General features: G+C 64.8%; 24 protein-coding genes and 1 pseudogene. 13 read left to right on the top strand and 12 right to left on the bottom strand.

Features of this window, described 5'->3' with window-relative positions; genetic code table 11:
- The 7 genes and pseudogenes from A9X01_RS29395 to A9X01_RS20240 form a co-directional block, all read left to right on the top strand.
- Nucleotides 1–211: pseudogene (locus tag A9X01_RS29395) on the top strand (hypothetical protein); the annotation flags it as partial.
- A gap of 70 nt (nt 212–281) precedes the next feature.
- A complete protein-coding gene (locus tag A9X01_RS20265) occupies nt 282–1268 on the top strand; it encodes an LLM class F420-dependent oxidoreductase (RefSeq protein WP_065122463.1) in 987 nt (328 codons plus the stop codon).
- Between the two features lie 92 nt (nt 1269–1360).
- Nucleotides 1361–2290 carry an SRPBCC family protein gene (locus A9X01_RS20260; RefSeq protein WP_065122462.1) on the top strand — a complete coding sequence of 310 codons (930 nt, stop codon included), beginning with the start codon at nt 1361–1363 and terminating at the stop codon, nt 2288–2290.
- Nucleotide 2291: 1 nt separating this feature from the next.
- The gene (locus A9X01_RS20255; RefSeq protein ID WP_065122461.1) at nt 2292–3461 is read left to right on the top strand and encodes a zinc-dependent alcohol dehydrogenase; all 1170 of its coding nucleotides are present in this window, start codon (nt 2292–2294) and stop codon (nt 3459–3461) included.
- Nucleotides 3462–3474: 13 nt separating this feature from the next.
- Nucleotides 3475–4038, top strand: coding sequence for a type 1 glutamine amidotransferase domain-containing protein (locus A9X01_RS20250; protein WP_065122460.1), 564 nt, complete (start codon nt 3475–3477; stop codon nt 4036–4038).
- Between the two features lie 105 nt (nt 4039–4143).
- On the top strand, nt 4144–4836 hold the full coding sequence (locus A9X01_RS20245) for a HemK2/MTQ2 family protein methyltransferase (protein WP_065122459.1): 693 nt from the start codon (nt 4144–4146) through the stop codon (nt 4834–4836).
- Nucleotides 4833–5039, top strand: a complete 207-nt coding sequence (locus A9X01_RS20240) for a CDGSH iron-sulfur domain-containing protein (RefSeq protein WP_065122458.1) — start codon at nt 4833–4835, stop codon at nt 5037–5039. Before A9X01_RS20245 ends, A9X01_RS20240 begins: the two co-directional genes overlap by 4 nt.
- Here the strand turns inward: A9X01_RS20240 and A9X01_RS20235 are convergent.
- From A9X01_RS20235 to A9X01_RS20210, 6 genes are read right to left on the bottom strand one after another with little or no spacing between them, the layout of a single operon-like run.
- Nucleotides 5032–6069: an iron-containing redox enzyme family protein gene (locus A9X01_RS20235; RefSeq protein WP_436405288.1), complete on the bottom strand. Its 1038-nt coding sequence runs from the start codon at nt 6067–6069 to the stop codon at nt 5032–5034. The genes A9X01_RS20240 and A9X01_RS20235 overlap by 8 nt on opposite strands.
- 23 nt (nt 6070–6092) lie before the next feature.
- Nucleotides 6093–8324 carry a SpoIIE family protein phosphatase gene (locus A9X01_RS20230; RefSeq protein ID WP_065122456.1) on the bottom strand — a complete coding sequence of 744 codons (2232 nt, stop codon included), beginning with the start codon at nt 8322–8324 and terminating at the stop codon, nt 6093–6095.
- Nucleotides 8321–8920 (bottom strand): SpoIIE family protein phosphatase, encoded by a 600-nt coding sequence (locus tag A9X01_RS20225; RefSeq protein WP_065122468.1) that lies wholly within the window; start codon nt 8918–8920, stop codon nt 8321–8323. Before A9X01_RS20225 ends, A9X01_RS20230 begins: the two co-directional genes overlap by 4 nt.
- Nucleotides 8921–8951: 31 nt before the next feature.
- On the bottom strand, nt 8952–9362 hold the full coding sequence (locus tag A9X01_RS20220; protein ID WP_065122455.1) for an anti-sigma regulatory factor: 411 nt from the start codon (nt 9360–9362) through the stop codon (nt 8952–8954).
- A complete protein-coding gene (locus A9X01_RS20215) occupies nt 9352–9741 on the bottom strand; it encodes an STAS domain-containing protein (RefSeq protein WP_065034104.1) in 390 nt (129 codons plus the stop codon). Before A9X01_RS20215 ends, A9X01_RS20220 begins: the two co-directional genes overlap by 11 nt.
- An 11-nt stretch (nt 9742–9752) precedes the next feature.
- Nucleotides 9753–10631: an STAS domain-containing protein gene (locus A9X01_RS20210; RefSeq protein ID WP_065122454.1), complete on the bottom strand. Its 879-nt coding sequence runs from the start codon at nt 10629–10631 to the stop codon at nt 9753–9755.
- 158 nt (nt 10632–10789) lie between these two features.
- Between A9X01_RS20210 and A9X01_RS20205 the strand changes: the two genes are divergently transcribed.
- From A9X01_RS20205 to A9X01_RS20185, 5 genes are all read left to right on the top strand, one after another.
- Nucleotides 10790–11158 carry an STAS domain-containing protein gene (locus tag A9X01_RS20205; protein WP_065122467.1) on the top strand — a complete coding sequence of 123 codons (369 nt, stop codon included), beginning with the start codon at nt 10790–10792 and terminating at the stop codon, nt 11156–11158.
- Between the two features lie 339 nt (nt 11159–11497).
- Nucleotides 11498–11896 (top strand): heme-binding protein, encoded by a 399-nt coding sequence (locus A9X01_RS20200; RefSeq protein WP_065122453.1) that lies wholly within the window; start codon nt 11498–11500, stop codon nt 11894–11896.
- 74 nt (nt 11897–11970) lie between these two features.
- Complete coding sequence (locus tag A9X01_RS20195; protein ID WP_065122466.1) at nt 11971–12471, top strand: DUF6328 family protein; 501 nt, start codon at nt 11971–11973, stop codon at nt 12469–12471.
- Nucleotides 12472–12537: 66 nt separating this feature from the next.
- Complete coding sequence (locus A9X01_RS20190; RefSeq protein WP_065122452.1) at nt 12538–13587, top strand: DNA topoisomerase IB; 1050 nt, start codon at nt 12538–12540, stop codon at nt 13585–13587.
- A 34-nt stretch (nt 13588–13621) separates the two neighbouring features.
- The gene (locus A9X01_RS20185) at nt 13622–14203 is read left to right on the top strand and encodes a PAS and ANTAR domain-containing protein (protein WP_253849245.1); all 582 of its coding nucleotides are present in this window, start codon (nt 13622–13624) and stop codon (nt 14201–14203) included.
- Between the two features lie 5 nt (nt 14204–14208).
- Here A9X01_RS20185 and A9X01_RS20180 read toward each other — a convergent pair whose 3' ends face one another.
- From A9X01_RS20180 to mbp1, 6 genes are all read right to left on the bottom strand, one after another.
- The gene (locus A9X01_RS20180) at nt 14209–15210 is read right to left on the bottom strand and encodes a helix-turn-helix transcriptional regulator (protein WP_081282500.1); all 1002 of its coding nucleotides are present in this window, start codon (nt 15208–15210) and stop codon (nt 14209–14211) included.
- Between the two features lie 8 nt (nt 15211–15218).
- Nucleotides 15219–16418, bottom strand: a complete 1200-nt coding sequence (locus tag A9X01_RS20175) for a glycosyltransferase (protein ID WP_065122450.1) — start codon at nt 16416–16418, stop codon at nt 15219–15221.
- 113 nt (nt 16419–16531) lie between these two features.
- On the bottom strand, nt 16532–18373 hold the full coding sequence (locus A9X01_RS20170) for a CheR family methyltransferase (protein ID WP_065122449.1): 1842 nt from the start codon (nt 18371–18373) through the stop codon (nt 16532–16534).
- 51 nt (nt 18374–18424) lie between these two features.
- The gene (locus tag A9X01_RS20165) at nt 18425–19183 is read right to left on the bottom strand and encodes an STAS domain-containing protein (RefSeq protein WP_065122464.1); all 759 of its coding nucleotides are present in this window, start codon (nt 19181–19183) and stop codon (nt 18425–18427) included.
- Nucleotides 19176–20186 (bottom strand): chemotaxis protein CheB, encoded by a 1011-nt coding sequence (locus tag A9X01_RS20160; RefSeq protein ID WP_065122448.1) that lies wholly within the window; start codon nt 20184–20186, stop codon nt 19176–19178. Before A9X01_RS20160 ends, A9X01_RS20165 begins: the two co-directional genes overlap by 8 nt.
- A 126-nt stretch (nt 20187–20312) precedes the next feature.
- Nucleotides 20313–20549, bottom strand: coding sequence for a microaggregate-binding protein 1 (gene mbp1, locus A9X01_RS20155; protein ID WP_065122447.1), 237 nt, complete (start codon nt 20547–20549; stop codon nt 20313–20315).
- A 217-nt stretch (nt 20550–20766) separates the two neighbouring features.
- Between mbp1 and A9X01_RS20150 the strand changes: the two genes are divergently transcribed.
- Nucleotides 20767–21504: an SDR family NAD(P)-dependent oxidoreductase gene (locus A9X01_RS20150; RefSeq protein ID WP_081282499.1), complete on the top strand. Its 738-nt coding sequence runs from the start codon at nt 20767–20769 to the stop codon at nt 21502–21504.
- Nucleotides 21505–21602: the final 98 nt, after the last annotated feature.

The following is a 21602-nucleotide window of genomic DNA, read 5'->3' as shown; positions in this document are numbered from 1 at the left end:
CGTTGGCGGCGGAGGAGGAGTATGGGAGCGTCGGTATCCCTCGAGGATGCTGGAGTCCGTGGGCTGGCTTGAGCAGCTAGGCCAGGGGTGGCAGGCGGAGAATCGGGCGGCGGCGGCGCAGTTGGTGGCGATCGGGACGTTGTTTGCCTACCGGTTGTCGCGGTGTTCCGATACCGAGGACTGGTGTGTGGACGACCCACCACCCTTCTAGCGGTGGCGCCTTCTAGCGGTGGCGTCACCGGGTGCCGTTTGCCATCCGAGCGTCCGGGTACCCGTCCGGTATGGCGAGGTTTGGCTATACCCTGATGACTGAACAGACTGGCCCCAAAGAGCTTGTGCGCGATGCCGTTTCGGCCGAGCAGCGGGGATTCGATTTCGAGGTCTGTAGCGACCACTTCTCACCGTGGCTGGCGTCGCAAGGACACGCGCCCAATGCCTGGGCGGTTCTGGGCGCGGTCGCGCACGCTACCGAACGGGTCGACCTCTACTCCTACGTCACCTGTCCCACGATGCGCTATCACCCCGCGATCGTGGCGCAGCAGGCCGCCACCGTGCAGATCCTTTCCGACGGCCGGTTCACGCTGGGCGTGGGCAGCGGCGAAAACCTCAACGAGCATGTCGTTGGAAAGGGTTGGCCGACCATCGAGCGCCGCCAGGACATGCTGCGCGAGGCCATCAAAATCATCCGCGACCTGTTCGGCGGCGAACTAACCAACTGGAGCGGCGAATACTTCCAGGTGGACTCCGCGCGCCTCTGGGACGCGCCCGAGATACCCCCCGCCATCGCGGTGGCCATGTCGGGCGACAAGGGCGTCGAGAAGCTCGGCAAACTCGCCGATCACCTGATCGCTGTCGAACCCGACAAGGAACTGGTCGACGCGTGGCACGCCGCCCGCCAGGTCGGTGGCTGGCCCGGCGCCGGCCGGGTGATCGGGCAGATCCCGATCTGCTGGGACCCCGACCGGGACGCCGCGATCGCGCGTGCGCACGACCAATTCCGCTGGTTCGCAGGCGGCTGGACGGTCAATGCTGACCTGCCGACCCCGGCCGGCTTTGCCGGTGCCACCCAATTCGTGCGTCCCGAAGACGTGGCGGACAGCATCCCGTGCGGGCCGGACCTGGATGCGATCGTGGACGCGGTGCGGCCGTTCTGGGAAGCCGGGTTCAGCGATATCGCGCTGATTCAGATCGGCGGCCAGTCCCAGGATCAGTTCTTGAAGGAAGCCGCTGAACCCCTGCTGGAGGCGTTGCGCGCCGCAGCTAATTGACGGTCGACGAGTTTGGGTGACGGTCGCGCGGGTATGGGTCGATAAGCATCGACCGCAGGAATCTGCCGTCTGGCAGTGCGAGGAGTTTGGCGATGAGTGATTCCGCAGCAAGTACAACCACGTCCTTGGTCAAGGGACTCGGCGTGGCCAGTCTGGGCCTCGGCCTGTCCGAAGTCCTGGCGCCCGGGGGAGTGGCGGCACTCGCCGGGGTGGACGAGACGCAGCGGTCACGGACCATCATCCGCGCCTTGGGATTGCGCGAATGCGGCCATGCCGCAGCGCTTTTGCTGGGACCGGAGAAGCTGGTGTGGACGCGAGTGGCTGGCGATGTGCTGGACATTGCCGTTTTGGCAGCGGGCGTTGCCCGGCGGGGGCCGGGCCGGCGACGGCGCGGCATCGCATCCGCCGCTGCGCTTTCGGTGATCGGTGCGGCCGATCTGTATGCCGCCCTGCGCACCACCCGCACCGAACCCGCACGTCACGGCGGAGAACACAAGCATCAGACCGTGCGCGCGGCGGTAACCGTACAGCGTTCGCCGGAATACGTTTACGGCTTCTGGCGCAACCTGGAAAACCTGCCGGACTTCATGTACCACCTCAAAACGGTCACCGCCGACGAGAACGGGCGGTCACACTGGGTTGCCAACGCGCCGGTGGGTCAGCCCGTGCAGTGGGACGCCGAGATCGTCGAAGACCAGCCGGGCAGGCGCATCGCCTGGCAATCGGTGCCTGGCTCGGGAATCTCGAACAGCGGAAGTGTGGAATTCACTCCCGACAACTCCGGTAAGGGCACCGAGGTTCGAGTCACCATCGCCTATGAAATTCCCGGCGGTGCCTTCGGAAAGGCGGTGGCGACCCTGTTCGGCGAATCGCCCGATCAGCAAGTCAACGATGACCTCCGCCGGTTCAAGCAGATCTTGGAGACCGGGCAGGTACTGCGCTCCGACGGATCACCGGAGGGACCCGTGTCCTTCCGTCAGATGCATCAACAGGCCGCTCAGCCGGTAAGCAAGGGGGCATAGCATGAAGGCCACAGTCTGGGCAGGGCGCAACAGCGTTGAGGTGCAAACGATTCCGGATCCCAAGATCCTGAACGACCGTGACGCGATAGTGCGAGTCACCTCGACCGCCATCTGCGGATCCGATCTGCACCTCTACGACGGCTACATTCCCACGGTCAAGCACGGCGACGTGCTGGGCCACGAATTCATGGGCGAGGTAGTGGAAGTCGGCAAAGGCGTCGACAACCTGGCCGTCGGCGACCGTGTCGTGGTGCCGTTTCCCATCGCCTGCGGAGCGTGCTCGGCTTGTGACCGGGACCTTTATTCGCTGTGCGAGAACTCCAACCCCAACGCGGGAATCGCCGAGAAACTGATGGGCCACTCACCCGCCGGTCTGTTCGGCTACTCACACATGTTGGGCGGATTCGCCGGTGGCCAAGCCGAATATGCTCGGGTGCCATTCGCCGACATCGGACCACTCAAGGTTGAGGACGATCTCACCGACGATCAGGTGCTGTTCCTGTCCGACATTTTGCCGACCGGTTACATGGGTGCCGAAATGTGCGACATCAAGCACGGCGATGTGGTAGCGGTGTGGGGTGCCGGGCCGGTCGGTCTGTTCGCGATGATCAGCGCCATTTTGCTGGGCGCTTCCCAAGTCGTCGCCATCGACCGGGTGCCGTATCGCCTCGAATTGGCTCAGCGACTCGGTGCCACGCCGCTGAACTTCGAGGAAACGTCGGTGCTGGGCGAGTTACAGGATATGACTGCCGGCCGCGGTCCCGACCATTGCATAGACGCGGTCGGCATGGAGGCTCGCAACAGCACCGCAGTGGTGGATGCCTACGACCGGGTCAAGCAAGCGATGCGGCTGGAAACCGAACGCCCGCACGCACTTCGGGAAGCCGCCATGAGTTGTCGCAATGGTGGCACCATCTCGATCGTCGGCGTCTACGGCGGCATGATGGACAAGTTCCCGATCGGCGCGGTGATGAACCGATCGCTGACCATCAAGACCGGCCAGTGCCACGTACAGCGCTACATGCGTCCACTGCTCGAGCGGATCCGCAACGGCGAGATCGACCCAACGATGATCATCAGCCACCACCTGAATCTCGATCAGGCCCCCCACGGCTACGAAATCTTCAAACACAAGCAGGACAGCTGCACCAAGGTTGTCCTCAATCCGTAAAGGAGCTGGACGGATGTCAAACGAGTTGGACGGCAAGAAGATTGCGATCTTGGCTGCCGATGGCGTAGAGAAAGTTGAACTCGAGCAGCCCCGTGACGCGCTGCAAAAGGCCGGTGCGCAAGTTGAGCTGTTGTCGCTGAAGGACGGGGAAATAGAAGCGCGCAACCACGATTTGGAGCCCGCCGGACAGTTCACGGTCGACCGGCCGGTATCGGACGCGTCGGTCACCGACTACGACGGACTTGTATTGCCCGGCGGCACCGTGAATCCGGACAAGCTACGACTGGACGACACAGCGGTTTCGTTCGTGCGTGATTTCGTCGATTCCGGAAAGCCGGTCGCCGCAATCTGTCACGGCCCGTGGACGTTGGTGGAAGCCGGCGTGGTGGCCGGGCGAAAGATGACCTCCTACCCGAGTATTCGTACGGATCTGCGCAATGCGGGCGCCCGCGTGGTCGACGAGGAGGTCGTGGTCGATGGCAACGTGATCACCAGCCGCTCGCCCAAAGACCTGTCCGCGTTCTGCTCGACGCTCCTCAAGCAATTGGCTCAATCGCCGGCCGGTTCAGCCCAATAGCCGGAACATGCCGCGCAATTCCGTTTTAACCCACTTGTTTGCGGGCATTAACACGCCGAGCCGTGACCGTCACGGCCGAGCTCCAAAGGTCGAGAAAGGCTTGCCGTGACGACCACATACCCAGCACCGGGTGATTCTCTGGTCGCCGAAAGGGTGTACCAGCCGCAATCCGATTCTTTCCTGCTTGTCGAGACCATGCGGCGGACGGGCCTGATTCCAGGACGCCGAGTGCTCGACCTATGTACCGGCACCGGGTTCATAGCCATCAATGCCGCCGAAATGGGCTGCGCCAGTGTGACGGCCTTCGACATCTGTCCGCATGCCGTTCAGTACACGCGCGGCAACGCCGCCAACGCGGGCGTCGAAGTCGATGTACGGCAGGGCTCTTGGGCCAATGCTTTGGATTACGGTCCGTTTGATGTGGTGGTATCCAACCCGCCATACGTTCCTACCCCTGCCGTGGACGATACGGACGTGATTCCGTCGACCGCCGGTCCGTCATGGGCGTGGAACGCCGGCATCGACGGACGCATGGTGCTGGATCCGCTGTGCGCATCGGCGTCAAAGCTGTTGTCTGATCGCGGTTCGTTGTTACTGGTGCACTCGGGTCTCGCCAGCACCCGGCGGACCCTGGACGCATTGCGCGCAACGGGTCTGGATGCGTATGTCGTTGCCAGAAAATTCATTCCGTTCGGACCGGTGCTGACGGCACGGGCCGAATGGCTGGAGGAGACCGGCCAAATTGCTCCAGGGTGCCGGGAAGAGGAACTAGTGGTGATCCGGGCAGATAAATCGTGAGCACGACTCGCGTTCAGGTGGTGCCGAACGGGCCGGTATTGGTTTCCGGCCCGGTCTCCATCGAGATGCCCGACGGTGCCGTGGTGGAATCCGACCGGTTCATGGTCGCCATCTGCACGTGCCGCCGCAGCCAGGACTACCCGCTGTGCGACACCAGCCACCGGCGTTGCCGGAGCGCCAAAGTCAAGGCCAAGCTCAGCTGAGCGGCCGCCGCAGCGAGGACTCACCTCGCTGCCACGCGGCCATCACCACGTCCGCCAGACGATTCTCCACGGCGGCGTGCGCGCGGATCCCGAACACCACGTCCGCGTCGAGGTGCGGTTCGCGCGCCACCAGGTCCCCGACCACCGACTGCCGCACCACGTGTTCGTGGACCGCGTCGGCCTCGACGTGCTCGCGGTAGAACTCGACGCAGGCCGGGGGTGCCTGCAGGCGTTGCAGGGCCTGAACCATGCGGCGTGAGCCCGGCGGTGAGGTGATCTCCGTCGACGCGAAGTGCCCGACGGCCGCGCCGCGCCAACGACGGTGCAGCCCGAACAGCGACATGAGATTTACCACGGCCAGCGATTCGGCTGGCACCGCGTCCAGATAAGCCAGGTAGGTCGAGTCGAGGTCGGCTGCTTCGAGCAGGTCAGCGAAGAGTTGTTGATGCATCCGCGTGCCGCTGCCCGCGCCGTATTCATCGAACTCGACTGCGACGAACGCCGCCTTGGCGGTGCCGCTCAGCCGGGGAATGGCGAACGCGTGCGGGTCCGCCTCTTTGAGGTGATAGAGCGACCGGTGCACGAAGTACTCGCGCATCTGCTCCCATGTCCCGGTGTCCCGCAGATAGTACGAGGGCCCTGTCCCGTCGGCCGGTTCGGTTGTGATGGCGTCCATTTCGGCCGCGGCGGTGTGGTCGGCATCGATCGGGCCGACGTCGCGGCGCACCCCCGCCAGGAAAACCCGCTCCAGTTCCGACCGGAGCGCCAGCAGCGAGGGATTCCACTCCCAATCGGGGTCGACGGAGGCGAAGCCTCGGTAGTGCAGCTCGTAGCACATGTACAGGGCCAGCTGGAGATCCAAGCCATAGGGATCAGCGTCACGAACCGAAGCGCTGATGCGCCCGGACAGCTCACGGGAAGCGGGCGCGCTCAGGGTGCGGCGCACCGCAGTCGACAACGGACCGTGGGCCGCAGGCAGGGCAGGCTCAGCAATGATCGACGCGTAGGTCACACGTTTGTTTACCCGCATGGCACACATGCAAACGGCGCCGTTCAGTGACCCTGCTCATCCGGATTCGGCAGTCCGACCCGAAAGACCATATCGATGACTGTGCCTTCGGGACCCTCGTTGACCTGCATCGATGCGCTCATCGCCCGCATCAGCAGCAACCCCCGACCGCTGTTGCCCGGATTCTCCGCCGGTGGCTGCCAACGGCCGGAATCCGCTATCCGGGCGCGTATCTCGTCGCCCACGAACTCTGCCTCGAGCGACATGTCTGCGGCATCCCGGCCCGCATAGGCGTGCTCAACGCAGTTGGTACAGGCTTCGCTGAGCACCAGCACGATGTCACCGGCCTGCTCATCCGTGACACCGGCCGCTCGCAGCCACGACGTGAGGCGCCGGCGGATGGGGGCCAATTCTTCTGGGACGGCATGGGTCTGGATGCGCAGCGGCGCCAGCTCATGGCGGTACACCACCATCGCGACGTCGTCGTCGTACCCTGCCGCGGGAGCCAGTTGCTTCAGCACCGTGTCGGCGACAGCGTCGACCGGCAAATCAGCGGAGCCGGCCAGCACCGTGGCGACTCGCGCGAGTCCCTCGTCGATCGATTCGTGCTTGCGCTCGACCAAGCCGTCGGTGAACAGCATCAGCGTCGCACCCGGGAACAGAACTTTGGCAGCCTGCGGGCGAGTCTCGTTGCGACGCACCGCCAGTGGTACGGAACTCGCATCTGTGAGCATCGTCGGCTCACCCGAGCCGGGCTGGGCGAGTACGGCCGGCATGTGCCCGGCGTTGCTGTACTCGAGCACGCTGGTCGCGGTGTCCAGAATCGCCAAAAACACTGTGGTGCAATAGGCATCCGGGATAAGCGAGGCGGCCGCGTCGAGCTGTTCGAGCAATACCGCCGGCTTCGCGCCGGTGAGCAACAGCGCTCGGGCTGAACTGCGCAGCTGGCCCATGATCGCCGCGGCGGGCAGTCCACGCCCGACGCAGTCTCCTACGACGATCCCGATGCGGTCGTCGTCGATCGGGAGGACGTCATACCAGTCCCCTCCGATTTCAAGCGGCGGCACTGCCGGTTCGTAGCGAACGGCGAAACCGGGCGGTGGTTTCAGTGGCGGCAGCATCGCGCGCTGCAGGGTAAGCGATGTGACGCGGGCGCTTTCGAATTGGCGGACATGCTGAATGGACAGACTGAGGTGACCGATGAGCACCGTGATCAGCAGCCGGTCTTCGGCCGAAACCCACCGTGGGACCCGCAGCTCCAGCCACAGCGCCACGTCCGCGGCACCGGAGAGCATCACGACCAGTCCGTGCGTCCTGCCGTCCGCCTCTGACCTGGTGACCGTCCTGGCGGTCAACGGCAACTGGTGACGAGCATCCTGGAATGTCTCGCGCAGCTGGTGATCCATTGTGCGCCAGCTACTTTCAGGTGGTTCGCCGGCCACAACAACTGTCGGCTCGCCGTCGCCCTGCGGCCACATCACTGCCACGACACGGCTCACGTCGAGCGCCGTCCGGCACTCCTCCAGGGTGATGGCCAGCACCTCGGCGACACTCTTGGCCACGCTGACCGAGGTGGCCAACCGCATCACGGCGCTTTCCCGCGCGGCGAAGGCCCGTTCGGCGGTGACGTCGCGGACGGTTCCCACGTAGACGTCATGCTCACCACCGGGACCCCGGACCGCGTTGATGCTCACCGCTGCCCAAGCCAGGTGACCGTCCTGGTGCCGCACCGGAATCTCGTATTGGGCACTGCCTTCCGCACGCACCCGTGCCTGGTGTTCGGCCGCGATTCGCTTGTCGATCAACCAGGGTTGCGGCCACTGGTACGGCATGCCTTCCGGTGGATAACCGAGGATATCGGCGAACGCGTTGTTCATCTCGACTATCGCGCCGTCTTTGTCCGCGACGAAGAAGCCCTCTTGCAGCGAGTTCACCAAGGCGGTGCGGAATTGCTCGCGATCGGCCAGGTCTTCGGCACGGGCCCGTTGCTCCGCATATCGCTTTGTGCCATCAATGAATCCGCGGGTCGCGACGTCGAGCGCGGCGAGTGTCTGCAGCAGGAACTGCAGCGCGGTCGCGGCATCGACGCCGGACTTCTTGGACAGCTCATCGACCTGCCGGAAGTGGTTCTCGATGATGTCGAGCATGCTGACCTGTTCCTGCAGGGCGCGCCGGCCGAGGTCATACCCGACGGCCAGGCTGTCCTCGTCGCGAGTCTTCACGTAACTGTGCAGCGCGGAGACGTACTGGTTGTGGAAGTCAGCGGTGTAGGTCATGACGAAATACCCCGGTGACGGGCCGTGAGCACCGTGGCGTCGTCGGTGTCCTTGCCGTGTTTGGTCAGGATCTGCTCGGCGATGTCGGCGGCCGAGCACGCGAAATCGATATTGTCCAAGTAATCCGGGGCTATGCCGTCACTGACCATTACCAGCAGATCCCCGGTACGAATCGGAACCACCTGCGCCGGACGGGTTTCCGGGATGCGGAAACCGACGATCCCGCCGGCCAGCCGGGCGCTGGATCGGACCTGCACACCACTTATGCTCTTGGCGACCAGATGGGCGGTGACATTGCCGATGCCGGTCCAGCTCACCTTGTGGGTCTGCGTATTGATCTGCGCCAGGGTCATCGCCGCACCCCTGGTGCCGGCCAGGACGCGGTGGCACAGCGCGATGAGCACCTCGAGACGCTCGGTTCGCGCTGCCGTCAACGCATCGACAGCCGCGAGCGCTGCGTCCGCCGCGGCCGGACCATGTCCCAAACCGTCCAGCACGCCGAACAGTGCGACGCCCCCGTCGACGTCGATAGCGACCGTCTGGTCGCCGCACGCCGACTCGCCCGGGCGTGATCGGCTGGCCGTCGCCCATTCGATCGGCCCGAACCGCCCCCCCGATCGCCACCGGTCAGGCACGGGCCGGAACCCATTTCCACATCTCGACGACCGTGCCGTGACCGAGGGACGACTCCACGATCAATCGATCCATCAGCCGGCGGGCACCGGGCAATCCCATGCCCAGACCGCGTCCGGTGGTGTAGCCGTCTTCCATTGCGCGGTCGATATCGGCGATACCGGGGCCGTCGTCCTCGGCGCGCACCACCAGCGCCTTGCGGCCCTCGCGGTCGGCGACGCCGACACGGACCTCGCCTCGGCCGGCATAGCTGGTGATGTTGCGGGCGATCTCGGAGATTGCGGTCGCGATCATCGTGACGTCGGTCAGGGAGAACCCGAGATCCTGGGCGAGCTGGTGGCCGGCCTTCCGGGCGGCGACGATGTCGTCGGAGGTGTTGATGGCGACCACCGTCTCACCCGCCACCGTCGCGCCCGATCGTCCATCTGGCCAGTCCAAGCTGCTTGTTGAGCAGCGCAATGCCCTCTTCCAGATCCAGCGCGGTGCTCATGTCGTCGAAGGCCAGCCCCAGCTGCACCATCGCGAACGCCACCTCCGGCTGCAGGCCCACGATCACCGTGGTGGCCCCCCGCAGCCGAGTCATGTGCGCGATCGTCCGCAGCGACCGGGCCGCGAAGGAATCCATGACATCGATGGCCGTGACGTCTACGACTATGCCCTGCGCGCGGAACCGGCTGACTCGCTCCATCAGGTCCTCGCGCAGCCGCTCGGTGTCGGAGTCGGTCAAGGCAGCCTGCACGGTCGCGATCAGTATCGCGCCCTGCTTCAGAATCGGTACTGGCATGCGGAGCCGGCTTACTCGCCGGTGCGGGTGACTTCGTAACCCAGCAGACGTTCGGCTTCTTCAATACCGCCCTGCAGGTCGCCGACGGCGTTCATCTTCGACAGGTCAAGCCCGATGGTGACCAGCGTGAGCGCGATCTCGGAGGACAAGCCGGTGATGATCACGCTCGCACCCATCAGCCCCGAAGCGTCGACCGTCTGCACCAGATGGTTGGCAACCGTGGAGTCGATGGTCGGCACACCGGTGATGTCTATGACGACCACCTTTGCCCGGTTGGCCCGGATCGCTCGCAGCAGTTGCTCGGTGACCTGCCGGGCACGCTGGCTGTCCAGCACGCCGATGATCGGCAGGATCAGGAGTTGCTCGCGCACCTGCAGCACTGGCGTCGACAGCTCGCGGATCGCCTCCTGCTGCTGACGGATGATGCGTTCGCGTTCCTGTACGAAGCTGACGCCCACAGTATTGGCGATGCGGTTGGCCGCGGGCTCGTAGGCGTCCAGCACCTGGTTGAGCATGTCGAACTCGGCTTGGTACTTCTCGAACAACGAGCGCGCCAGCACGTCGCGCAACAGCAGCACGATGCCCAGCACCTCGTCGGTTTCCACACCGCGGGGGATGATGCGCTCCGAGAGGTCCCGCGCGTAGTCCTGCAGGGCCTCGACGCTACCGGTCTCGAGTACCTCGACGTAGTTGTCGTAGACGGCGGTCGCCTCGGAGAAGATCTCCTCGGGGGTCATCGCGGTGAGCAACTCCGCTTCGGTGATCCGGCGGGCCCACTCTTCGCGCAGTGCGGTTCTGTTCCGCCGCAGGTGCTGAACCAGCTGGGGCAACAAACCTTCGCTGGAGACGCCGGTGCCGGTGCCGCTGGAATCTGCCGCCGAATCAGACATATATGCCCTCCCACCGACTCGCGCATCCGCAGGGCGCAGGTGCTATGGGGAGAGTAGCTTGGGCGGTGCCGTCGGGCGTGTTGAGGTCTTCTTCTTCTCGCGGTCTGCACGGCGGGTTAGGCTTGCAGCACACCGAAGGCCCGGACAAAGGATCGCCGTTGTCAGCTCCTGATTCGATCACCGCCACGGTCTCCGACCACGACGGCGTCGCTGTGCTCAGCATCGGCGGCGAAATCGACTTGGTCACCGCGCCGGCCCTCGAAGAAGCCATCGGTGGTGTCATCACGGATAACCCACAAGCGCTGATTATTGATCTGTCCGGGGTGGAGTTTCTGGGCTCGGTGGGCCTCAAAATTCTGGCGGCGACGTACGAGAAGTTAGGTGATTCCGCGGAGTTCGGTGTGGTGGCTCGCGGACCGGCCACCCGGCGGCCGATTCACCTGACCGGGTTGGACAAGACCTTCCCGCTCTACCCGACGCTGGACGACGCGCTGACCGGTGTGCGGGACGGCAAGCTCAACCGTTAGCATTGGGATCCATTGCGGCGCAATGGTATCCAATAAACGAAGTGGCCCGCCGTGTTGGCCTGACGTGAGATAACGGTTGCATCACGAATCGTGATCACGATTCGTTAAGAACTTGCGCGGTTCTCTGAGAAATCTCATTAATTGTTGGCTTGCTTGGTCATTTGCTTAGCTAAATACGCAACGGGAGTTGCTCGCGTCACACATTTATCTCCCATGCGCCGGATGCGCATGTTCGTTGTGCGCGAACAGCAATCAACGCACGTTTTTGCTTCCGCTACTTTGGAATTCGAGGTTTCGGGACCTCATCGATCGGTTCACTCATTCGGAGGAACATTCATTATGAAATTCAGCAGTAACGTCGCGCGTCGGCGAGTTGCCGGCGTCAGCGCCGGTTGTCTGCTCGGGGGAATTGCTCTGGGTATTGCCGGTGCGCCGTCGGCCGCGGCCGCGCCCGACTGCAGTCCGGAAGGCGTCCGCGCCACCGTTTCCTCGGTGACCGGCGACGCGCAGCAGTACCTGTCCGGCCACCCGGAGGCCAACCAGGTCGTTTCGGCCGCTTACGGGCAGCCGCGCGGAGAGGCCGCTGCCAACATCCGCAGCTACTTCACCGCGCATCCCAACGAGTACTACGACCTGCGGGGGATCCTGGCGCCGATCGGCGACACGGAGCGGCAGTGCAACGTCTCGGTGCTTCCGCCGAACCTGGCATCGGCCTACCACGAGTTCATGGCCGGCTGATTACCTGCACGATCCGCTAGCGGCCCGTCACATCGAGGTGGCGGGTCGTTTGGCATGCGGGGGATGATCACGTGGTGGATGTCGACCGTCCCGAACGCGACCAGCAGTGGAATCGCCGCGAACGCGGTGAAACCGAAATAGAGCGGCTGGACCGCAACTGGGCCAGCCTGCTGCAGGAGCTGCGGGTGGTGCAGACCGGTGTGCAGCTGCTGACGGGGTTTCTGCTGACGCTGCCCTTTCAAAGCCGATTCGACGTGATGAGCGAGCCGATCCGGGTGGTCTATCTGGTGACGGTGGGTTGTTCGGTGGCCGCCACCGTGTTTCTCATCGCGCCGGTGGGCATGCACCGGTTGCTGTTCCGGCGGCATCGGCTTTCGGTACTGGTCGCTGCGGCGCACCGATGCGCGTATGGCGGCTTGCTGCTGCTGGGGCTCGCACTGACCGGGGTGACGGTGATCATTTTCGACGCGGTGGCCGGCGTGGTCGCAGGCGTCATCGCGGGTTTGTGCGCGCTCGCGCTTTTTGCCGTCTCTTGGCTGTTGGTGCCGCTGCTGCTTCGGAACCGGCAGGTGTAGCGGCTGGCGGCACGGGTAATTCAGCTTCCAGCCGAACTCGAGTCGGGGGACACGTCTAGGAGTGAGATGCGGCTGCGGCGCAGCGTATTGGACAAGCCGGGACTCACCCGCAAGCGCCGAGGTAAAGGCTTTGCGTATTACGGTCCCGACGGTGAACTCGTGACCGATGCGGCGACGTTGCAGCGGATCAAGGACCTGGTGATTCCACCGGCCTGGAAAAAGGTGTGGATCTCGCCGTATCCCAACGGCCACATCCAGGCGGTGGGCACCGACGCAGCGGGGCGCCGCCAGTACCTCTACCACGTGAATTGGCAGCAGGAGCGTGCCGAGGAGAAGTTCGATCGGGTGCTCGAGCTGTCCAAGGAGTTGCCGGCCTACCGCGAACGGATCGCGCGTGACCTGGCCGGACGGGGCCTGAAGCGGGATCGGGTGCTGGCACTGGGCCTGCATCTGGTCGACCTCGGCTACTTTCGCGCCGGTGGCGAGCAGTACGCCGAGGAGAACGAGTCCTACGGTTTGGCCACCCTGCTGTGCGAGCACGTGACGGTACGCCGTGACGCCGTGGCGTTCGACTACCCGGCCAAGAGCGGGGTGCGGCGCACCTATGAGGTCGAGGATCCCGAAGTGGTGCGCGCGGTGCGTGCGCTGCTGCGCAGAACCGAGCCTATCGAGCGATTGTTGGTGTGCCGCAACACATCCGGCTGGACGGAGGTGCATGCCGACGACCTTCGTGCGCGATTCAAAGAACTGGTCGGCGACGAATACAGTCTCAAGGACCTACGGACCTGGCATGGCACCGTGTTGGCCGCGGTGGCGTTCGCCGACGCCGACCCGGCGGTGTCGCAGCGGGTCGCCAAGCGCGTGGAGGCCGCCGTGATGCGCGAAGTCGCCGAAGAACTGGGCAATACCCCCGCGGTGGCGCGCGGTTCCTATGTCGATCCGCGGGTGGTCACCGGTTATCGCCAGGGACTGACGATCGCTTCGGCAACGCGGCGGGCCGAACGCAGCCCGCGACCGCAAGCACAGCTGATACTGGAAAAGGCGACCCGCTCGCTGATTCGTCGGGTCGCCAGGCATGACGGATCGGGCTCGACGGAGCTGGCCAAGACGGCCTGAGCTCGGCCCGGTAGATCGGAATAGCATAGGACTGGTGTGTGCAGATTCTCGGCGGAAGAAGGTCCGCCGGTGGCCGCCGGTGGGGAAGTTTCGGTATCTGGCCCGGGAGGACCGCTGGGAGTGGTCGGACGAGGTCGCCCGAATGCACGGCTACGAACCCGGCACCGTCACCCCGACCACCCAGCTGCTACTCGAGCACAAGCATCCCGACGACAAGCCGACGGTTGCCGAGCTGATCGACCAGGTGCGCCGGCACAGCGCCCCATTCAGCAGCCGGCACCGGATCGTCGATACCAGCGGAAACGTGCACGTCGTCGTCGTGGTCGGCGACCGCATCACCGGGTCGGACGGCAGGCTGCTGGGCATCGGCGGGTTCTACATCGACATCACCGATCAGTTCGACGCCGACCTGCAGCGGCACCTCAGCGACGCGCTGCTGACCGTCGATTCGCGCCGAGCGGTGATCAATCAGGCCATGGGCGTGCTGATGCTGCGATACGGCGTCGACGCCGACTCGGCATTCGACCTGCTGGTCAAGCAATCGCAAGAATCCAACATCAAGCTGCGGGACATCGCCGAAAGCCTCGTCGCCGACATCGGCGCCCGCGGCGAGTAGCCAACTTACTGCTGGAGCGTGGTGTGCGGGCTCTGGCCGTAGGTGCGGCGGTACAGCGCAGCGAACCGGCCGGTATGGGCGAAGCCCCAGCGTTGGGCGACCTCGCTGACCGTGTTGGTGGACCGGTCACTGGAGATCAGATCCTGATGGGCGTGGTGCAGGCGCACGCGACGGAGGAACTCGGTTGGAGTGGTGTCCAGGTGCTGGCGGAACAGATACTGCACCGCCCGGGGCGTCAGCCGTACCGCGGTCGCGACGTCGTTGATCCCGATTCCGTGTCCGGCATGGCGATGGATGAACGACACCGCGCTCTTGAGCACCGGCGGGACCGACGAGCTGCTCAGCAGCGCCTGTTCGGCGTTGACGTTGGACGGGAAGCATTCCAGCGTTGCCGCCGCCAGCAGGTGGCCCGCCGCGGAAACGAGCAGTGGCCGCTGGGCGGTGTCGGCGCATTCGAAGGTGGCGGCCACGTAGTCCAGCGCGCGGAGCCAACTTCGCGCCGCCTGCTCGGACCGTGGCCGCCAGTCCGTGAACTGCACCTGTTGGGGTAGCGGACCGTTCCGGTCGGCGGCGACCTTGCTCAGCAGCCGTATATCCAGACTTGCCACGTGAAAGCGCGCGTTGTCGGCCCAGAGCACGCACGGCATACCTCCCGCGGCGATGACTGCCGTATTCACGCTGGTCGCTTGCTCACCGGCGGCCGTCAGCTTGCCGGCGCGCGGTTGGATCACCACGAGCGACTCGGCCGTACGGATTTCATAGCCGGCCCGGCCCTTCAGATCCACCTCGTCCAGGGTGATCGAATCAGCTTGGAAACGCCGATGAGTCAGCACCGAACCCGCCGCAAGGCCGCTGACCCGCCAACCCGGTTTGTAGGCGCTTTCCAGGAACTGCTTCGCGACCTCGGGGTCGGTAGTGTGAAAATGATCGTGCTGCAAAGCGGCGGACGCTGACTCGGCAGGTCGTTCGTTGACCCGGTAACCGTTTTGGCTGATGGCTGTTGACATGGGACGGCCTAAATCTTGACGTGACTGTGCTGGTGGCCTGCGGCACGTCGTCCGTGCTGCAGCTCAGGCGTACTTGCCTGCTGATAAATGGTGAGTGCGTCCAGGGCAATCCGGTCCCAGCTGAATCGCGACAGCGCGCGCGACCGGCCGGCCGAACCCATGCTCTGCCGTGTGAACCGTTCTGACTGAAGGGTTTTCAGCGCAGACAACAGTTCATGAGGCTTCGTGGGTGATACCAGCAACCCGGTCACGCCGTTGATCACGGTATCGATCAGTGCGCCCGCCGCGACCCCGACTACCACTACCCCGCTGGCCATGGCCTGCAAGGCCGTGGTCGCCTGTGGCACCTCACGAGCAGTGCAAGCCACCACGTCAGCAGACCGCATCAACGAAGGGAGTTCTTCCGGAATCACGTTGTCCTCGAAGCGCACTCGGTCGCTGACCCCGAGCCGGGCGGCCAGTCGCTCGACTTCGCCGCGGTCCTCGGGGGTCGCACCGCCGGTCTGCACGAGTATGAGCTCGGCACCCGGGAGCTTCGGAAGGAGCTGTATAGTTCTGTCGAAACCGTTGCGCGGCAATGAATTCTGCTCAACCTGCAGGATGCGGTGCATGCCGTTTGCGGACGATTTGGGTCCGGTGGAGGCAAAGCGTTTGACGTCGACTCCGCTCGACAGGATCGCCAGGCGGGACCGGTGGCGCCGCAACCTGGTGAGTGCGTCGAGTTCCTCGGTGCTGCCGCCCGTCATCCAGGTCGCGCTGCGGATCAGCAACGGCTCAACCCGGCTACGTTCCGCGTCGTCGGCCGGGCCCGCCGGGGCAGGTCCATGGCAGCTCTGCACGGTGATTAGCGAAAGCCGCCGTGCGGCCAGTTGCGCCGCCAATCCACCGATCCAGCCGAAAGCATGCACGACGTCCGGCGGATCGGCTGCCCAGATTCGGTGCAACTCGCCCGCCCACTCACCGACGAACGGCAGTGCCTCCCGCGGGGGGAGCGTGGTCGTCGGTCCGACGCTTACCGGCTGGGTGCGGAAGGCGCGTCTTGTGACCTCGGGCGCGTTTTCGATCCGTCGCCGCGGATAGGCGGTGACTGCGGGTCCGTGCTCGGCGAGGGCAGCGCAGAACTGCAAGTGCCATTCCCCAACTTGGTCTCCCGCAAGTTTGTTGTACTCGGCAAAAACGTCATCTCCGCAGACAATCGCGACCTTCACTCCCGCGGTTCCTCCTCACCCGCTCGATACACGGATGGGTTACCCGGGCCACTAGGGGAGAAACGACACCGGCCGAGAGGTTCGCTTAACGGATAGTCGGCACCCGACGAGCGTTAGCCAACGACCTCCATCAGCAGCAACGCGCCGCCGATGCTGCCGGATGTGGTGCGTAGTGAAGCGCAGGTCACGCGTACCCGGGTGGGACGTCCGCGTCGATTGACCGCATCAACGACCGCCTCGCCGGCGCCGTCGGTGTCGACGAAGGCGTGTCCGATCAGGGGCCGCACGCCGTCCATCGGTAGGCCGATGTCAAGCGAGGTCAACGGCGCTGCGTAGGTCTCGTCGGTCCGCAGCCCCCACATCTCTTCACAACAGCGGTTCCACACCACCACCCGCATCTCGCGGTCGACCACGACCATGCCCAGTGGCACCGAATTGGTCAGCGAGCCAAGGAAATCCTTGGCGTTGTCGAGCTCGAGGCTGCGCTCGCGCAGCGTCTGGTTGATCGTGTGGAGCTCTTCGTTGGTGGACTGCAGCTCCTCGTTCATCGTCTCGAGCTCTTCGTTGGTGGACTGTAGCTCCTCGTTGGTGGTCTCGAGCTCCTCCACCGTGGATTGGAGCTCCTCGTTGGTGGTCTCCAACTCTTCGTTGGTCGATTGCAATTCCTCGTACGCGGTCTCGAGCTGCCGATTGGTTTGCACGACCTTGTCCAGAAGCGCGCGCGTCGCGCTCACGTCGAAGAAGACGATCGACACGCCGAGCAGGCCATTCTCCGCATCGACCAGAGGGTTGACGTGAATCTCGAACCACACCGTTTCGACGCCGGGGCGTTGCCACCGCACGTCCTGGATGCGGGCGGAGCGCCGCTCCACCTTCGCTTGTTCCAGGTAGGCGCGTAGTTCGACGGGGCGGTAGGACACCTCCAGGTCGCGCAGCAGCCGGCCGATGTCCCGGGCCGAGAGACCGAAGATGTTCTCCGCCTGCTGATTGATCATCGCGACGGTGTCATCCCCGGTCACCACGATCTGCGCCACCGGGCTGGCGCGAAACGCCAGGTCGCGCACCGTGGTGAGGCCAGCCAGCTCGCCCTGCCGCTCGTAGAACGATGCCCCCGCGTCGTAGCGGTCGGACCCCAGATGTGAACCGGCGGCCTTTCGGAATATCCGGTTCGGCAGGCTCAGCGGAGTGAAGCGGTCGCTGTGGCTCAGCAGCATCTCGGCATGGCCGAGGAACAACGTCCCTTGCGGTGCGAGCGCGAAATGCAGCCGGGCCAACACGTTGCGCTGTGTTTCGGCATTCAGGTACATCAGCGTGTTACGGCAAACCAGCAGGTCGACGCGAGAGATCGGGGCGTCCTTGACCAGGTCGTTGCGGCCGAAAATGACCGTCCGGCGCAAGTCCTTGTGGAACAGGTAGCGCCCGTTGACTTGCTCGAAATAGCGACCGAGCAAGTCCTGAGGCACCGACTCGACGGCCCGCGCGTCGAACGACGCGGCGCGCGCCTCGGCCAACGCCTCCTCGTCGATATCGGTGGCGTAGATCTTGACGCGCTGACGGAACGATTCGGGCCCCATCGCCTCGGTCAGCAGGATGGCCAGGGTGTAGGCCTCCTGGCCGGAAGCGCACCCGGCGCTCCACACCCGGATCGGATCGGTGGGGCCACGCTCGGTCAGCATTCGCGGGATGACGTCTGTGCCGAGGAATTCCCACGCCTCGGGGTCGCGGAAGAACCCGGTGACGTTGATGAGGATGGTGTTGAAGAGTGCCGCAAACTCGTCCGAACTCGCCTGCAGAACGTCGAGGTACTCTTCGAAACTGGAATGCCCGGCCTGATCCATCCGATGCCGGACGCGGCGCATCAACGACGTTCGCTTGTAGCCGGTGAAGTCAAAACCGCGGGAATCCCGCAGGTACCGCAACAGAGCCTCGAAGGACTCGTCCGTGGTGACGCTCATTGGGTGCCGTCCGCCTAACGCCGTGGTAGCACCTGACACTACCCGCGGAAATCAGAGCTTATTCTCGGAGCCGATCACGGCCCACACGGTTTTACCGGAGGATGTCGGCGTGCTGCCCCAGGCTCGGCACAGGGCACCGACGATGGCCAGACCCGAGACGACGTCGATGCCGCCGGCGGCGTCCTCACGGCGGTTCACGGGCTGATGGCTGCAATCCTCCACGGCGACGGTGAGGGTGTCGTTGAAGTTTTCGACGACCAACACCGGCGCGCTTTCGGTGTGTTCGAGCACGTTCTCGATAAACACGGTCGCTACCGTTCCGGCCACCGGAATCAGCTCATGCACCGACCAGGCAGTGAGCCATTCGTGGATCATGGCGCGGGCAAGCCGGATGCTGGCGCGCGAGCGCGGAAGCGCGGCACGTGCTCGCCGCCGCCCGTGCATGGCCAGTTCGTCGACGGCCTCGAGCGCGGCTTCCAAAGATGGGTGCACCGGCACGTACCTCGTCACCGCGCTTGCCGCAATAGTCCGTTGGCGCTCAATATCGTTGCACACCAACAGAATCGGCACGTTCGGCCAGGTACTGACGTGCCAGCGCGCGCTGGTGAACACCGACCAGGCCGACGGAGCCGGAACCGACAAGCGGTTGACATCAACAACGACGGCCCGCGGTTCGTCCAAGGCGGTCTTGATGATCGTGTCCCGCACACCCCGATACGTGGCATAGTTCAACACGCCGTCGGTCATGACGATAGAGACGCCGCTCTGATGCTCGACGTCGATCAGAACGGCCGTGTCTGGCTCACTCACCAACATCTCCAGTGCGCGGACCGGCGGCCGCGAGACGCTCACTGAGCACCGCCAAGGCGCGCTCGGTCTCCTCGGCCGAGTCGGTGTAGCGCTGGAACAACGGACCGCGGCCGGCCCTATCCGCCAGTTGTCTGGCAAGTTTCGCCTTCTCCTGCAGGCTCCGCAGGGCGATCCAGAGCGCGTTCTCGATTTCGTCGTCGCGTGCAGCGAGCAGCGAATCCGGTGACCAGGCGTGACCGACTCTGCACCGGTAATTGTCCTCGCCCACCTTTGCCAGCGAGCCGTTGCAGTCCGGGCAGGTGTAACCGGATGCGGGGCCCAACTCGTCGCTGTCGACGGTGGCGAACCGAGCCGTCATGGCGATGCGATTTTCAAACTCCAGGGAGTCGTCCGGTTCCATCTGCGGTTCCTCGATATCACGTTGTGCCAGCTCTTTGAGCACGGCGCCGATGTCTGCGGCCCGGACCTGCCGATCCAGCACCCCGGCGGCTTCGGCGCTGGCCGGCATTGCGGAGAACAGCGCGTCGTCGAGCGTCTGGCCGATCGTGGTGCCGCCACGGGAGCGGATTGCTTCTAGCCCCAACACCCCGTCGTCGAGCACACCCGACAACAACACCCCGATCGCGCGCGGACCGAAAGCTACTGCCACCGAACGGAATAACGCGTTGATTGCCGGACGATGGCCGTTCTCGGTGGGGCCTTGGGAGAGCACCACCCGGTGGTCGGCAACCAATAAGTGGTGGTCTGGTCGGGCTACGTAGATGTGCCCGGGTTCCAGCCTAGTTCCGTGCTCGGCAGTGGCTGCGGGTAACGCACCCATGCGGTCGATGATGCGCGCCAGCACGCTCGGACCGCTGGGGGGCAAATGTAAGGCGACGAGATAGGCGTAGGGCGAGTCAGCAGAAAGGCCCGGAACCAGGTTCGACAGAGCCTCAACTCCCCCTGCGGAAGCGCCGATCGCTACTACACCGCCGAGGTCGCCCTTCCCGTTGGCTTCTTGCATCACTACTTCCCATACCCGCTTCAAGCGTAAGCAACCGCAGCACCAAAGTCTGTAAAAGACTGCGCCGGGATGAAAAAAACCGCGGTCCCAACCGAATGGCTGGGACCGCGGGGCAGGAGGATCGAACTACTGGTTCTCTTTTTGCCGTTCTTCGGCCGCCTCGGCGCCGCCGCGGGCGGATTCGGCTTCCGCCTCCTTCTTGGCGACATCACGCTGGGCGTCCGCCTTGTCTTGCTGCGCTCGGCCTTCGTTTTTCAGGTCATCGGCACCAGTGACCGTGCCGACGGCCTCCTTGGCCTTGCCTTTCACGCCCTCTGCGACGCCCTTCAAACCCTCTTCGGGACCACTGTTGCTGTCGCCCATCGCTATTCCCATCCATTTCTCGGTCTTCAATTACTTCCACGCTGCGGCCGAGCCAGCCGCTGCGCATTGCAAGGAATTCCCCGCTGCGGTGGGATAAAACGGCTCCTGGCGAGGGTATGCAGCGTCGTCCCGAAATAGCCGCTGAGCGAAGAGATTGTTTGGCCGCGGACGCGTCGGGTAGCACGCGTCTGCGGGCAAAGGGAAAAGGACCATTAACATGACAGCAGAGTTGGCTTTGATCACAGGTGCCAGTTGCGGGGTGGGATTTGCGCTGGCCAAACAGTTCGCCAGACGTGGCTACAACCTGATCATCGCCGACGAATACGACGAAATTCACACGGCGGCAGCCGCACTCACGCTGTTCGGCACCGACGTGCAGGCCGAGCAGGTCTCGCTGTGCTGCGCGGAAAACGCGCAGTTGCTGCATCGGCGGGTGGTGTCCGATGGCCGTCCGGTGACGGTGGCGGCGCTGACGGCTTCGGTGAGCGATGCAATGTGCCTGGACGACAGCCTGGATGGCGCATTAGATCTGGTGGACAGCAGCGTCCGCGGCACGATGTCGTTGGCTCGATTGCAAGCTGAGCGCATGGCAACGTACGGCCGTGGCGGCGTGCTGCTGACCGCGTCGCCGGATGACGGCGGTCCCGGGCTGGGGACCGCGGTGTACTCGGCGAGTGCGGCCTTCCTGCGGGCGTTCGGCGACATGTTGCAGCAGGATGTGCGCGACTCCGGGGTGAAGGTCATCACGTCGTTGCCGCGAAGCGGCGGCGGAAGCCGCTGCAACCTTTCCGCCGAGGTCGCGCGGCACGCGCTCGCGGCACTGACTTCTGATGGCAGGTCAGGCTTCGCCGCGCGGGCGACCGACGCGGTGACCACGCTGGCCGGACGCTTTATCGCGGATCGCATCAAAGGGCCTGTCCGTCAGATCGTTTCACCCACGGGCGAGGCCGTTTAGGTTGCGCGGGGCCCCCCCCCAAACCCCCCCTTTTGTGGGCAAAAACCGGGGGGTTGGGGGGGGGGGGGGGGGTGGTGGGGGGGGGGGGGGGGGGCCCC

It is taken from the genome of Mycobacterium asiaticum (genome assembly GCF_001668675.1).
In the GTDB taxonomy this organism is placed as follows: Bacteria; Actinomycetota; Actinomycetes; order Mycobacteriales; family Mycobacteriaceae; genus Mycobacterium; species Mycobacterium asiaticum_D.
Note: the sequence above shows the minus strand (reverse complement) of the source record. Positions and strands in the feature narration are given on the sequence as shown.